Genomic DNA, 12,953 nt, shown 5'->3' with positions numbered 1-12,953 from the left:
GACCGGAGGATAAGGTCGTGGCATATTGCACGGCCTTTCAGTGCGAGCCCGAACCTCAATCCCTTGCAGGTAACCAGTCCCCGGGGCAGGCCAAGGCGCCAAGCAAACCCGGGCAGTCCCAACTTCTCTCCCGGTGAGGACCGTGGTCTATCGAACTGTCGTCGAGACCGGGGTGAGGAAAAACAGGCAGCCACGTTTAGCGTTGTACTCGCCGACTTCGGCAGTGAACCGGAACTTATCGCCCTCGCCCACGTAGGACGGAACATCATTGCCGGCTAATTTGAGGTCGGACATGTTCACGTTCTCGTACTTGAACGCGGGGCCCGCGGTCGTCTTTGGCCCTGCGTCCCCGGGGGCCTATAAGGATGCCGTATCGGGTCCTGTAATTCTCATGGTTCTGCATGTTCGTGATCGAGCCGTCGAACTGGACTTTCTGGCCCTTGTACTTGGTCGCGAATTCCTCCATCGAGGGGGCACAGTAGTCAGTGGACACCAAGATTGCTGCAAAGTCATTGTTGTTCTCGACGGTGATCACTTGATCTGTTTTTTCAGGCGAGGTCGGAGTAGGCAACGGGACGGGCGTCTTGTTCACGGTCGCCGGCTCAATCGCAGACTCGGTCGACTGGGTGGCGTTGGTGTTGCCCTTGTCCTGTGCGGCAGCTAATCCGATCCCGACAGCAGCGATGGGCAGCATAACGGCCACTGCTACCGCTAGAGCTCGCTGCTTTGCGGGCGCAAGTCCCCGAAACGCCTTCCACGTCTTCGACCAGGATGTCTCGGGCCTAGCGCGCCGGAAGTTCAGCGTCGTCCGCAGCATACCTTGGGCTTGGTCGACGAGTTCCCAACCGCCTTCTTCCTGCGCCTTGGTGATCGAGCGGTTCTCCATACCGCGCACGGCCTGAACAGATTTGTACTCGTACTTAATGTCGCCGGACATGCGGTTCCCCAACCCCTAAATTAAGTGCCCTTGGCCTGACGGAGACTCGCGCCATCTGGTTCCGACCGCGTGGTTCGCGGTTAGCTTGATTAGCATAAAGCGTGACCATCCTCCACGAGCCGGGGCTCGCCTAACAGGGCCCAGAAACCCCAAAAGCGACGGCGGTTCCCAGCAGGCACTTCGGGCACGTATCGAGCCCGAAGCGTTCTGGGGCGCCTGACTTGATGCCTTCGGCCACCGCTGGGTCGAGAGCTGTTCGCCGGCCTGGCCCAGCAGTTCTCCAACTATACGTTCAGTCGCTTCGAGGGGACTGCCCGGCTTTTGTTGGCTCGGTGACCTGTCGAGCCGCCTACCAGCGTTCCGGGTGCTCGATGAGCGTCTCGGCCAGGATAGTCGGATAGGCGTGCTCGGAGCTGCACTCGTGCTTCGAGGCAAGGATCTCAGCCGGGGTGGCCATCTCACTCATCAGGAGGACGACGTCGGTCCAGCAGTGGGCGCAGCCGCTTCCCGGGGCGGGCAGTGCATAGTCGGTGAGGAGATGAAAGTGAAACCGGTAGAGGTCACTGGCGCTGGTATTCGTAGAGGTGTTCATTGAGCTGCCTTTCGTGGAGATTCCGGTGGTTCCAGAATCGTTACTTCTAATGAGTGCGGCAGGGCGATTTTCGCTCCCCGACGAGCCTCCAATATGGACAAATAAAGCTTCTTTTGTGACCAGGATTACGTCGAAATGCGGTTTGGTGCGCTGCTTCAGACAATTGGACGGCCGCGACCGCAAGCTGTCTCGACCGCTTTGATCGGGGCCTCGCTCGCACCCTTGGCGGTCCGCGTCTGCTCTCTCCGCCGCCCATGACTACCGGCGGCGATGACGGGGACTGCACCTTCGGCCCGGTACACGTCAATTGGCCGGGCACCTAGGTGGGGATCGTGCCCTGCGAGCCAAAGTGTTGCCTGGCCGGGCGTGAATGCTCCAATAAGGTGGCTGATCAGGCCGTCCAGTTCCGTTAGGGCGGCACGCTCAGCGGCAGCAGGCGATTCTTCCCTTGGTGCCCAGCGTTCGGGGCTGTTCTTGCCCAGGCCGAGTAGCGAAGCTGTTGTGCTGGCACCAACGGCGTCGATGACTCTGCGCGCCGTCTCTGCCGCAGAGTAGCCTGGTGCGGACTTGCGGATGACCTCGCTGTCAACGGGCCACGGCTTGCCGGGCCCCGCCGATCACTTTCATGGTCACTCAATATCTGCGCGAGACACGGAGAGGAATCCCGGCGGGCAGGTGCTTGATCCCAGCTTCGTTGGATGTCAGTTGGCCACGTTATGCTCGCCGCATGCCACCAGAGATCTCCAACGACAGCACGGGACGCTTCCTGATCACGACAGCCACAGGCAGCCAATACGTTCTCGATATGGACGCGCGTGCGGTTAGCCGGAAGATGGCAGCCACGGTGCCGCTGACATCTTTTCTGGATGTTGGAGTTGCCCGGTTGCGCCGCGATGACGAGCCGCTGGAGCTGATCATGCTGGAGCACTGCGCGGTCGGGCAGCCGGCCCGTTTTTGGCTGCAGATTCGAGACGATCACATCCCGACGCTGCGAACGACGTCGCCCGTCGTCCGCATCGAACCACTGCCAGCGCATAAGTGATCCGCCGGGAGTCGCCGGGCTGGGCGTATCCGCTGCCGCACACGGAGGTGAATGTCGTGACCCAGTAGGAGTATTACTCCTACTCCTACCGGATTGGATGCCCATGAAACAGAGCACCAGAGACCGCGTGTATGCCGCAGCCGAGCAGATCAGCGCCAAGCGGCGACCGACCGTCTCCACCGTCCGCGCCGCAGCCGGGGTCAGCAACGCCGACGCCACCCGGTACCTGAGGGAATGGTCGGAAGAGAAGCGCGCCGCGGCCGGACAGATTACCGCAACACCGGCGCCCCTGCTTGAGGCAGCAGCCCGGCTGGCCGGCACCGCCTGGGCCGAAGCCGCCATCTTGGCCGCTGAACGGCACGCCGCCGTGGAGGCGTCCTGGACGCAGGAACGCCTCGACAAGGACACCGAATTCGCTGAACTGGTGGACGACCTGGACCGGGCCGCCGGCGAGCAGAAGGCCGCGGGCGAGAAAGCAGCCGCAGAGATTGCCGCTTTGCAGGAGCATGTGGCGGCTCTGGCTACGGATCTGGAGGAGGCCCGGACCGCGGAACGCACTGTCCAGGCAGCATCAGCTGAGACCGCTTCGCTGTTGACCGCCGCCCAGGCCCACGGAGCAGCCCTCCAGTCCGCTTACGATGCGCTCCTGGCGCGCATTCCCGCAGCGCAGGAACCGACCGCCGGCAACTGATCGCGGGACCGACGCCGCTGCCATCACACATCGGTAGCTACGGAAGTGTGCCGTTCAGGACGGTGTGACGCGTCTCGGCCGCAGCTAGAGCAACCCGTCGGCCGCAATCATCCCGCCCTGCGGGTCCTCACGGAACAGCTCTTCACCTTGCAGCCCGGGCCGGTGTTCCAAGCGCAGGGGCGCCGGTAGGCGGGCTTCGCGTTCAAGCACCTCAAAAGAGTGTGGTCCGAAGGCCGTCAGCAATCCCGGGGTGCCGTCGTAGAAAACTGTCCCGTCCGGAGCCTCCAGCACCTTGAGGGAACCGAACCCGATGGCCCGGGCTGTGGCGACCAGAGCAGACTGCCACACCGGGCGCGGGCGTTCTGGGTCCATGGCTGCAGCCTATTCTCTTCTTCGGCGGCTGGTGCTCAGGTGGGCGACTGCCACCTGATCAGCCGGCGGTGCCAACGATGAGCGGCTCGATCTGTACCGGCGGGCCCGGGTGGATGAGCACGGCATTGCCGGCTTTGGAGCCGTTCATGTTCAGGACTTCCACCTGTGTTGCGGTGCCGTCCGGGTGGTGAATGGTGTGTTTTAGCCGGGTGTGCCAGTGGCCGGAGAACAAGAGGGGCGGCTTCAGGGCCTCGACGGCGTTTTGCAGGAGGTCGCGGCTGACCTGGGCCCTGGTCTGGATCTCGGCCGGCAGGTCGAGTTCGCCGCGCATAGGCACCGAGGCCGGCACGTCATGGGTGAGCAGGACGTCGACCGGTCCGCCGGCGATCAGCTTTTCAATGTCCCCGGCTTCGACTTCCTCGATCCCGGGCCACCAGCTTTTATCCGGGGTCCTCCACTCGTAGTCCACGGAAAAGGCACCGCCGAGGCCGCCGACGGTGAGTCCTTCCACGACGGTCCGCCCGCCGCGGGGGAGGTACAGGATCCGCGGCCGCACCCGGGCCAGCCCGTCAGCCTCAACGTCGAGCAGACGGAGCTCCGTATGGTTGTCGTGGTTCCCGTCGACGAACCCAAGGTTCATGTCGAAGGCCTCGAGGTAAGCGTCTAACCGCGCATCGAAGCGTCCTTTGGCCCGCCCCGGCCAGAGGACGCCCAGGTCTCCGACCTGAAGGATCGTCCGGGCGCCCGCCGCACGGGCTGACCGGATGAGGTGCCGGGCCCATTGCAGGTCGCCATGCAGATCTCCGGCCACCACAACGGGGCGTCTTGTGCCGGCAGTGTCGGGGTTCATGAACAGCATCGTAGCGGCGGGGTCAGACCTGATAGCTTTCCGGTCAGCGCCGGCCGTCATACCCGCGGCCTATGCTGGGCATAAGCCGTCAAGGAGGCCGCCATGGATCGGGATTACGAGGACTGGACCGAGAACCTCGCCGAGACGCTGGCGAACGACGGGCACGGGCTGGCCGTGATCACCCTGGCGCGCTACCGGGACACTGCGGGGCGGGACAAGATCCTCGAAACCGCCAGGGGCATCGCCGACGCCGCGGGGTGGCACATCCACGAAATCTCCGCCCCACTCGTGTCGAAATACCTGTATGAGTTGCCCACGCAGGGCTTCCTGATTCTGCGGGACGTCGACGTGCCGTTGCCGCACGGCGCCTCGCTCGTGCCCGCCCTCTTCCAGCTGATGGTGCAGAAGGGGTACCCGGTCGCCCTCTTCATCGTCGGAACCGTCCCGGGGATCAGGGCGCTGCTTCGCCACCCCGGCTTGGGATTCCTCAGCCGCTCCGAATTCGTGACCCAGCCTTCTGACGAGGGCAACCACGCCCCGCCAGCTGATGCGCCCGAAAGGCGCCCATGACTCGCACGCTGCTCCTGCTCGACGTGGACGGCGTCGTATCCCCGATGAGGAGCTCTCACGTCACCCCTGCCGGCGACGAGGTCGAACACTGGATAGTCATTCCGCCGCGGCCCCCCCTCCGGGTAAGGATCCGGCCGGCTGTGATCGAGGCGGTCGACCGGTGGGCAGACTCCGCGGCCGATGTTCAGTGGCTGTCCTCGTGGGGATGGCGGACGAAATGGCTCGACCAGGTCGGACTGCCGCGGCTCCCGGGCTTCTACGACCCCGACCCCGCGGAAGTCTTCTTCTGGGGTCGAAGCCAGCGGCCGTGGAAACGCCCCGCCCTCGAGGACTATCTGGCGGCTCAGACCGAGACCGTCCGGCTCGCCTGGGTCGACGATGAACTCTTCTACTACCGCGGCGGTGAGACCCGGAAGGACATGCTGGCCGCCCACCCCGGCATCACGGACCTGCTCCTCGTCGAACCGGACGGCTTAGTCGGACTATCCGATCGGGAGATCCGCAAGGTCGACAAATTCCTGTCCCGGTAGACCTCGGCGCGCATCCTCGAAGCCAATCGATGCCAAGCAAGCGGCAAGGACGGGGTAACTGACTTCCAGTCGCTCCAAACGTAAGCAACCGGGGCTCGGGTGACGCCTCAGAGACCGCTCAGTCCCATTCGATGCGGAGCCGGGGCGGGAGTTTCGCGTCACCGCCGTTGCCGACGCCGGCGCCGAGGGCCCGGCCTTTGACCAGGTGCGGTTTGGCCGGTGCCGGGTGCGGGACCTCGACCCCGGCCCGGTCCATTGGGGAGCCGATCATGTGCGTGTGGTCCCCGCGCCGCATCCAGTGCGGGGTGGCGGCGATGAGCTTGATGTTCTCGTTGACGGCGGTCGCGGCGAACGTGTGCCACGGGGTGAACGCGTAGTCCCCGAGCAGGTCCCGGGGTGCCCACCGGTCCGGGCCGGTGGCGTCGTTGATGGCGAAGTCGGCGCGCAGGGAGAGGAAGTCTTCGCTGACCATGTGTCGGTCCGGGAACCATTGCTCCCAGTGGGCGACACCGATCCGCGCGGCGGGGGAGTCCTTGCCGCGGCCGGGGAAATCCTTGAGGACCCGGGCGATGGTTTTGTAGATCGCCGTCCGCGGATCACTGGCGTTGATGTGGTTGGCCCGGTCCGGGTGCGGGGCGGCAATGAACACGACGGTCAACCCGGAGGTCTCCAGCGGGCGGGCGGCGATCACCTCTGCCCAGCGGCGGACCTTGTTCTCGAACGCCTGGGAAGTGGTGGCGGTCAGTTCATAGACGATGCGCATCCCGTCAGCGCGGACCAGGGTTCCGTCGGCACGGCGGTTGTCCGGGCGCGGGAGTTTCTTGCCCAGGCCGACGCCGGCGAGCAGGTCCACGGAGGAGAGCTGTTCACCGAGGACGGCGCCGACGGGCAGGTATTCGGCGGCGCGGAGTGCGAGTTCGGCGGCGAGGACGTTGTGCCGGTCGTACTGGCCGCCGGCGCTCCAGGGCTGGCCGGCGGTGATGGTGAGGTGCTCGGGGTTGGTCAGGGTCGGTTCGATGAGGCGCTTGAAGCTCTCCGAGGCGGTGGGACGGTACAGGGTCTGGCGTCCCAGTCCCGGCGTTCCGTCGATGTAGTTGGCGAGCCGGCCGATGTCGATGACGTCCAGGGCAAAGGACGCGGCGATCTGGGAGTAGTCCGGATCCAGGACGTAGCGGGAGCCGGTGAACGCCGCGAGCTGTTCGGCCGTTACGGTCCGCCATGACTGCAGGACGCCCCAGCTGGTGTGCCGGTCGATGCGGCCGCGGTTGCCGGTCAGGACGCGCAGTGCCTCGTCCCGGTCCATGATCCGGCGGGTGCGTTTGCGGCCGGCACCGTTGAGCTGGCGCTGGCGTGCGGAGTGACCGGTGGACCACAGCGACTGGGAGCCCGGCGCCCACATCTCATCCCAGTACGGGTCGGCGCGCGAGTACGTGGCAAGGGACTCGTCCGGGCAGGCGGACCCGAGCAGCGAGGTGTGGATGGCGTCTCTGACGGCTCGTCGCTTCGGGCTCGGGCGACGGCTTCCCATGGTCCGGCTGGTCCGCTTGGTGGGCGGTGGGGAGGCGGTTGTTTGGGTCTGTTGGGTGGATGTTGTCGGGGTGATTTCGATGCCGGCAGCCTGTGCGCGGCGAGAAGGATACTGTTCCATATCCGGAAACATGCGTAGAGATACAGTTCATGGCCGTGTGGGCCCGGGGTGCCGGATTTAGGGGCTATGTGGCCTTGAGATTGTCGGTACAAATCCCCGAATCGCGGGAAGGCCGTTTCCTATTTCCGCGGCGGCTTTCCCTCCAATGATCTGATGTATCGCTCCGGGCTTGTTCGGGTCACACTGCGTGGCCTGCGGTTATCGTCGCGATTGTTCTGGCGGGATAGCTCTTCTGCCTCAGGGTGCGCGGCGCCGCTGCGGTTCGGGCAACCGTCTCGGCTTCTCCTGGAGGGTGTCTTCGACATCGTTACTCTCGTTTGGCCGGTGGCTTCCATCTGCTACGGATGCGGATCTTCAACGCGCCTGCGGCGGGCGGCAGGTGCCACCCGGCTTGCAGTGTTGGTGCCGGTGTCTTTGTGGCTGGGTGTCCGGGGCTCCGCCCGGCCTTCTCTTCCTGGACTGCGTCCATGGCGTTTGTCGGTGCTCCCGTTCCCGTTCCTTCCGCTGCGCTGCAGGGGCGCCTGCGGCGGGCAGCCCGTCGTGGTCCGGCCGTGATGGTGGCTTCAAGCCTGGTGATGTCTGCGACGCAGGGTTGGGTGTCTTTTCGTAACGTTGTTCCGGGCCGCTGACCGCGGCGTGGGACGGATCGTTTCCCCGTGTGGCCACGGGCCGGTGGGTGGTCCTGCGCCGCAGCAGCGAGGGCGGTTGTTCCGTGAACCGTGACGTTCACCCGTCCGGGAGAACAGGACGTGTCCCGTGACGGGAGCGGAGCCCCACGAGGATCATCACGCACCACGCAGAGGACACCGGTCCGGGAACCGCCCGCCGCAGGCGCATGCGTCGGAGACAAAGAGCAGCCGGAAGCCACCACGGACCGGGGCGCAGCCCTCGAGGAACACACAGCCCAGCGAGAAGGACAGCAAGACGACGAAGGGGCGCAGCCCCGACAGGAACACCACGAAGGGAAACACTCCGCTCCACGAAACGGACACCAGGACGGAAACCGCCCGCCGCAGGCGCAGACGTCCGAGACACACGAACAGCCGGTGGCCAGACGGACCGGGGCGCAGCCCCAGAGAAATAGACAGCTGAGCGCGAAGACCAGCCAGACAGACACAGAAGGGGCGCAGCCCCGACAGGAACACCACAGCGAGAAACGATCAGCCATACGAGAAGACCAGCCAGACGGAAACCGCCCGCCGCAGGCGCAGCGTCGGAGGCCAGCAACCGGCCGGAGGTCATCGAGGGGGAGGGGCGGAGCCCCGACAAAGCCGGAGGCCAAAGACAGCAGAAGAGAGATCCGGCCCACGACGGGAACCGGGAAGAACACCACGACGTGGGTGGCAGGACAAAGAGCGGGGGAGCGCGCAGCGCGGAAAGCCAAGACGGTGCTGCCGCGAAGTGGAAGCAGGGAACCAGGAAGAACGACAAGCCGGGGAGCGGGAAGGAGACAAAGAGGAGGACGCGCGCAGCGCGGACGCGGAACGCAGTGAAGCACGGGAAACAAGAAGAAGGCCGGGCATGGTGGCGAGAAGAAGAACGGGAAGGTGAGCGCGCGCAGCGCGCGAGGCGGGCAACACAACGAAGAAACACATCGAGAAGAACAAGAAGGTAAACGGGGCGAGGGACAACTCGATGCCCCTCTCGGGCGAGGGGCGCAGCCCCGAGGCCCTCTTAACTATGCCCCTCCGGCTGACCCGCCAAACCATTTCCAGTCCGGCCAGCTTTCGGTTCGGTTCCGGGGCTGCGGCTACCGCCGGACCATCACACCGCACCACCAGACGTCGGCGCGGAAAGGATCAGGCGTCGGCGGTCCCGGCCCGGGACGCAGCGGGGGCATCGGCATGGATCCAGCTCCGGATCAGGAGCTCATCGGCGACGGCCACGACGGCGAAGGCAGCAAAGAAGGCCCAGAGCTGCGCCCCGCCGTTGAAGACCCAGGCGGCGAACCCCAGGACAACGGCGGCCGAGATGAATGCGTAGACGCGGCGTCCGCGCGTGGCGTGCCGGACTTCGGTGCGTTCACGAAAGCAGGTCAGCATAGTTTCCTTCGGGTGCGGTGGATGTCAGCACCGGGGCCGGGCTGAAGCTCAGGCGGCAAGGACTTGCGCGCTGGCGGCTGCTTCAACTCCGCTGTGGACTGGGCATCGAGACCCGAATGAGTCGCTTCTGCGGTAAGGTCCGGGGCAGCCGACCCAACAGGCGGAGCCTTCCTCAGGACCGAGAAGCCGCGCGCGCCCTCTTGACACGGGGCTCTATATACCCGGCGATCAGGTTCCGGTCTTCTTCGACGACGATAAAGCTTCGCGATTTTTGAATGGCGGCCACGGCCGTAGTCCCTGATCCGCCGAATGGGTCGACAACCAGGTCGCCTGGGTCCGTGGCGATCTCGATGATCCTCGCGATGAGTCCGACGGGTTTGGCGAACGGAAAGGGTGTCCCAAATCGAAGCTGCTCTTTGTAAGCGTCCTCATTCGTCGGCATTTCAGCATCCAACTGCCATGACCACAGTCCGTTCACCAATTTCGGCCGTCCGCCCGGTGAAATATGGGACGGCCTGAAGGGCACCTTCGGCACAATCCACTCGACACCCTGGTCGATAAGCTGCTCCACCTTTGCCGGGCTATATCGGCTCGGAAGGCTGAATCGGAACGGGGTGAGATTTCGTCCGCCCGCGATCGTCACCTCCTGCAGCAGTGCGGCGACGATTCCCGGCGACGAATGTTCCCCGGCGGCATACGCGCCGTCGGCGCAACCGAACTGGACAGAGTTTGCCGGAAATTCAATAGTGACGGTCGGATTTCCACGGTGTGCCAGGGGAATCCTCTTTCCCGCTTGCGAGACTCCCGCGGTGAATGGCCGGCAGGCCTTCCTGTCCCTCGCGTAGATCAGAATCTGGTCTGTAGTCGAAGCGAGATGGCCGCCCCTGAAGCTCGGACGACGAGTCCGCTCCCACACCACCGACCCCAGATAGGACTGGGACCCGAACACCTGATCGCAGACCGTGCGCGCCAGGCCCGACTGCCGGTCGTTGGTATGGAGCCAAAAACTGCCGTCCTCCTGCAGAAGACGCTGTGCACCCGACGCGACATCTGTCAGAAGATCGGCCCAATCCGTATCTGATCTATGGTCCCGAAATGGTCCACGGTCGGTGCGCCGTGTATTGAAGGGTGGGTCCGCATAGATCAGGCGCGCCGATCCTAGGACACCTTCGTCCGCCAATCGGCGGAGTACTTCCCGGGAATCGCCGCAGATTATTTCTTCCCTCATCGTCCCATCTTGCACGAAGGGGAGATGGGCACTCACAAGGCAGGCAGTCAGATTCCGGGACCGAGAACAAATCCATAGGCAGGGACCGATTACATTTGCGGATTTTGGTGAGAGGTTTTCCGGCCTCCGCACACATAGGTAGGGAACGCTCAACACCACGAAAATAGTGCCTACTGATTGGACCAACCATGAACAACAACTGCCGCCGAGTGCACGCCATCGTTTGCCTCGCAGACTTCAATATGGCCGAGCAAGCAGGCTTGGGACTGCCTACCTTCATCTCCTACGAAGCTTGGAAACAGACCGTCGAAGACGAGCGACCCGGTCACGTGGAGGACATCCGCCTCAACCAGGTCCTGACGGGTGCTGCTTCGGCCACAGTTGGCACGCGTCACACGTTGGGAGCCCACCAGAAATTCGAGGTTTCCCGCGGCGACGCGTCTGCTCGTCAGGAGTCCGTGACCTTGCTCTTGCACAATTTTTTCCGTGGCTACCTTATCCTCACGGCAGAAGAATGGGGCAGCAACTACCGTGAAGGCAGCCACACAGACTGTTGCACGGCACTCGCCTGCACGACGACCGCTGACCATGCGAAGGAACGACAATAACCCGGCTTCAGCCCCGAGCTCCCACGCGTCGACCGCGATCGTCGGCCAGCCACGCCAGCGCAGCAGCGAGGACGGCCGGGTAGTTCCTGGCGGTCAATCTCGTCTTGCCGCGGAGCCCTCGGCTCGCCATGACGCACAGGCGTCCAGCGGAGAGGTGGTGGGCGCCTGCCGAGGTGTAGCCGATGAACGGGACCATGGCGACCACCGCGCGCCACTGTCCGCCCTGCATCTTGTCGGCTGTGCCGACGCCAAGAGCTGCAGATCGGTCAGTGGATGGCCTCCCAGCGCCAGAAGGTGCCGTCTGCGGCTTGGGCGGGGCTACTGAGCGCCCGATGCGGTGTGGTTGAATCTCTTCAGGCGGCACTTATGACCTGCCGAGATCGACGTATTGGGGGATACGGATGCCGCTCGTGGCGTTGCTGGACGGGAATCGGGTTGAAGCTCCAGCCCACACTGCCGACTCGTGGACGGCGTTGAAAGCGTCCCCGGACCGTGTACGGCTGGTTATGCCGTTGTGCGGGATCAGGGCCGTAGCGAAGAGCCGTGCCGAGACCCGGTTTTTCGCCCACTACCCGGGGTCTGGCTGTTCAGCCGACCACGGCGGGGAGTCGCCCCAGCATCTGGCCATGAAGACGGCCCTGGCGGCCGGGATCAACGCGGTCCCCGGCTGGCATGCCGTGATCGAGTACCCGCACCCGGAGCGGGAGTGGATCATCGACGTCCTGGCCGCCACCGATGACGGCCGGCGCGGGGTGGCGTTCGAGGTACAGCTCTCGTCCCAGACGCCGGAGCGGTATGCCGAACGGAGCCAGCGGTATTTCGATAGCGGCCTGTTCCCGGTCTGGCTCGTACCCCGGCTGATCGATTACGGCTGGCCGGCGCAGCCGACGGTGCCCGCGGTCGTCACCGGCTTCGGGAAGAGCTCCGACCTGCCGGAGACCCCGGAGGACCTACTGGAACGGGAGGTTGCCAAGAATTTCCGCACCGGCGGCGGGACGCTGGCACAGTTCCTACTGACGCTGCTGACGTCCGGGCCGGGGTGGACGCTTGGGTCCCCGCAGATGCAGCGCGACGCCCGCGCCGCAGCGGAGGCCCGTAACCAGGCCAGGTACGAGACCGAAGAGCGGACCCGGCTGGAACGGCTCGCGAAGCTGGAGAAGGCGATCAAGGAATTCAACGCCCGCAGCAGGCCGCCCGCCCAGGCTTTCGGAGACCATCTGGTCCAGTCCGGGGATGGCCCGTACGTGTGGGCGACCGCGACCGGCTGCTGGAAATGCCCGGCCCCGATGCTGCTCTGGACCGCGCAGACCCGGCGCAGTGGCGATCCGGTCCCGGAGCTTGAGATCAGGGACAAGGTAGGTCCTAAGCGGTTCGAGAACCATCCCGAAGTCCACAAAGGCGTTGACCGGTGGCTGGCCGCCTCCGGCGCCGGTATCGGCAAGGCCCGGATCGAGAGGCGGATGATCAAATCCCGTGCCGAAGAATCCAGCACCTTCGTGTGCCCGGGATGCAGGGAAGTCATCGGCCAGTTTTTCATCTCGAGGATCGTCCCGGAGAAGTGGTCGCTCATCAGCGCCCCCGACCCGGCCAGCTTGCCGGCCCGCCGCCCCAAAACGGGGAAACAGCCACCAGCGCTGATGATCGTGCCGACCGTGAGGGTCGAACCGCCGGCCGTTCCGGTCAAAGAGTCCGCCCCCAAAATTCCCTGGGATCAGCTGCACGGCGCGGAAGGAGTGGCGGCCGCCCGGCGCCAGTTCCGCGGAACGACAAGCTGACAGGCCTCGGGTCCCGTCAGCGAGACCAGGCACCACTCAGCCGAACGAGGCCCGTTAGTTGGTGGCTG

16 protein-coding genes are annotated in these 12,953 nt (G+C 65.0%); 6 read left to right on the top strand and 10 right to left on the bottom strand.

The window, feature by feature from the left end:
- Nucleotides 1–147: 147 nt before the first annotated feature.
- The 3 genes from KY499_RS18760 to KY499_RS09285 all read right to left on the bottom strand — a co-directional run bounded on the left by KY499_RS18760 (nucleotide 148) and on the right by KY499_RS09285 (nucleotide 1,529).
- On the bottom strand, nucleotides 148–294 hold the full coding sequence (locus tag KY499_RS18760; protein ID WP_375141085.1) for a DUF4839 domain-containing protein: 147 nt from the start codon (nucleotides 292–294) through the stop codon (nucleotides 148–150).
- Nucleotides 266–937, bottom strand: a complete 672-nt coding sequence (locus KY499_RS09290; protein WP_219885252.1) for a DUF4839 domain-containing protein — start codon at nucleotides 935–937, stop codon at nucleotides 266–268. Before KY499_RS09290 ends, KY499_RS18760 begins: the two co-directional genes overlap by 29 nt.
- Before the next feature lie 349 nt (nucleotides 938–1,286).
- Nucleotides 1,287–1,529, bottom strand: a complete 243-nt coding sequence (locus KY499_RS09285) for a hypothetical protein (protein WP_219885250.1) — start codon at nucleotides 1,527–1,529, stop codon at nucleotides 1,287–1,289.
- A gap of 727 nt (nucleotides 1,530–2,256) precedes the next feature.
- On the opposite strand from KY499_RS09285, the gene KY499_RS09280 reads away from it, so the two are divergent.
- Nucleotides 2,257–2,571: a hypothetical protein gene (locus KY499_RS09280; RefSeq protein WP_219885248.1), complete on the top strand. Its 315-nt coding sequence runs from the start codon at nucleotides 2,257–2,259 to the stop codon at nucleotides 2,569–2,571.
- 103 nt (nucleotides 2,572–2,674) lie between these two features.
- Nucleotides 2,675–3,262: a DNA-binding protein gene (locus tag KY499_RS09275; protein ID WP_258190681.1), complete on the top strand. Its 588-nt coding sequence runs from the start codon at nucleotides 2,675–2,677 to the stop codon at nucleotides 3,260–3,262.
- 84 nt (nucleotides 3,263–3,346) lie between these two features.
- Here the strand turns inward: KY499_RS09275 and KY499_RS09270 are convergent, their stop codons facing one another.
- Nucleotides 3,347–3,634, bottom strand: a complete 288-nt coding sequence (locus KY499_RS09270) for a hypothetical protein (protein WP_219885246.1) — start codon at nucleotides 3,632–3,634, stop codon at nucleotides 3,347–3,349.
- Nucleotides 3,635–3,692: 58 nt separating this feature from the next.
- Complete coding sequence (locus tag KY499_RS09265; protein ID WP_219885244.1) at nucleotides 3,693–4,484, bottom strand: metallophosphoesterase; 792 nt, start codon at nucleotides 4,482–4,484, stop codon at nucleotides 3,693–3,695.
- A 102-nt stretch (nucleotides 4,485–4,586) separates the two neighbouring features.
- Between KY499_RS09265 and KY499_RS09260 the strand changes: the two genes are divergently transcribed.
- Both KY499_RS09260 and KY499_RS09255 read left to right on the top strand, forming a co-directional pair.
- A complete protein-coding gene (locus KY499_RS09260) occupies nucleotides 4,587–5,054 on the top strand; it encodes a hypothetical protein (RefSeq protein WP_219885243.1) in 468 nt (155 codons plus the stop codon).
- A complete protein-coding gene (locus KY499_RS09255; RefSeq protein WP_219885242.1) occupies nucleotides 5,051–5,584 on the top strand; it encodes an HAD domain-containing protein in 534 nt (177 codons plus the stop codon). The genes KY499_RS09260 and KY499_RS09255 overlap by 4 nt, the downstream gene beginning before the upstream one ends.
- Nucleotides 5,585–5,702: 118 nt before the next feature.
- Here the strand turns inward: KY499_RS09255 and KY499_RS09250 are convergent, their stop codons facing one another.
- The 4 genes from KY499_RS09250 to KY499_RS09235 all read right to left on the bottom strand — a co-directional run bounded on the left by KY499_RS09250 (nucleotide 5,703) and on the right by KY499_RS09235 (nucleotide 10,502).
- Nucleotides 5,703–7,232: a hypothetical protein gene (locus KY499_RS09250; protein ID WP_258190680.1), complete on the bottom strand. Its 1,530-nt coding sequence runs from the start codon at nucleotides 7,230–7,232 to the stop codon at nucleotides 5,703–5,705.
- A gap of 785 nt (nucleotides 7,233–8,017) precedes the next feature.
- Nucleotides 8,018–8,203, bottom strand: a complete 186-nt coding sequence (locus KY499_RS09245; protein WP_219885240.1) for a hypothetical protein — start codon at nucleotides 8,201–8,203, stop codon at nucleotides 8,018–8,020.
- 828 nt (nucleotides 8,204–9,031) lie between these two features.
- Complete coding sequence (locus KY499_RS09240) at nucleotides 9,032–9,274, bottom strand: hypothetical protein (protein ID WP_219885238.1); 243 nt, start codon at nucleotides 9,272–9,274, stop codon at nucleotides 9,032–9,034.
- 172 nt (nucleotides 9,275–9,446) lie between these two features.
- Nucleotides 9,447–10,502 carry a DNA methyltransferase gene (locus tag KY499_RS09235; RefSeq protein ID WP_219885237.1) on the bottom strand — a complete coding sequence of 352 codons (1,056 nt, stop codon included), beginning with the start codon at nucleotides 10,500–10,502 and terminating at the stop codon, nucleotides 9,447–9,449.
- A gap of 188 nt (nucleotides 10,503–10,690) precedes the next feature.
- On the opposite strand from KY499_RS09235, the gene KY499_RS09230 reads away from it, so the two are divergent.
- Entirely contained in the window at nucleotides 10,691–11,110 is a 420-nt protein-coding gene (locus KY499_RS09230) for a hypothetical protein (protein ID WP_219885236.1), read from the top strand.
- Between the two features lie 7 nt (nucleotides 11,111–11,117).
- Here KY499_RS09230 and KY499_RS09225 read toward each other — a convergent pair whose 3' ends face one another.
- Nucleotides 11,118–11,339: a hypothetical protein gene (locus KY499_RS09225; protein ID WP_219885234.1), complete on the bottom strand. Its 222-nt coding sequence runs from the start codon at nucleotides 11,337–11,339 to the stop codon at nucleotides 11,118–11,120.
- A 397-nt stretch (nucleotides 11,340–11,736) separates the two neighbouring features.
- On the opposite strand from KY499_RS09225, the gene KY499_RS09220 reads away from it, so the two are divergent.
- Nucleotides 11,737–12,885 (top strand): hypothetical protein, encoded by a 1,149-nt coding sequence (locus tag KY499_RS09220; RefSeq protein ID WP_219885233.1) that lies wholly within the window; start codon nucleotides 11,737–11,739, stop codon nucleotides 12,883–12,885.
- Nucleotides 12,886–12,953 lie beyond the last annotated feature (68 nt).

It is taken from the genome of Arthrobacter sp. PAMC25284 (assembly GCF_019443425.1).
Taxonomy (GTDB): Bacteria; Actinomycetota; Actinomycetes; order Actinomycetales; family Micrococcaceae; genus Arthrobacter; species Arthrobacter oryzae_A.
The sequence above is the reverse complement of the archived record's forward strand: the minus strand, read 5'-3'. Positions and strand labels throughout refer to the sequence as shown.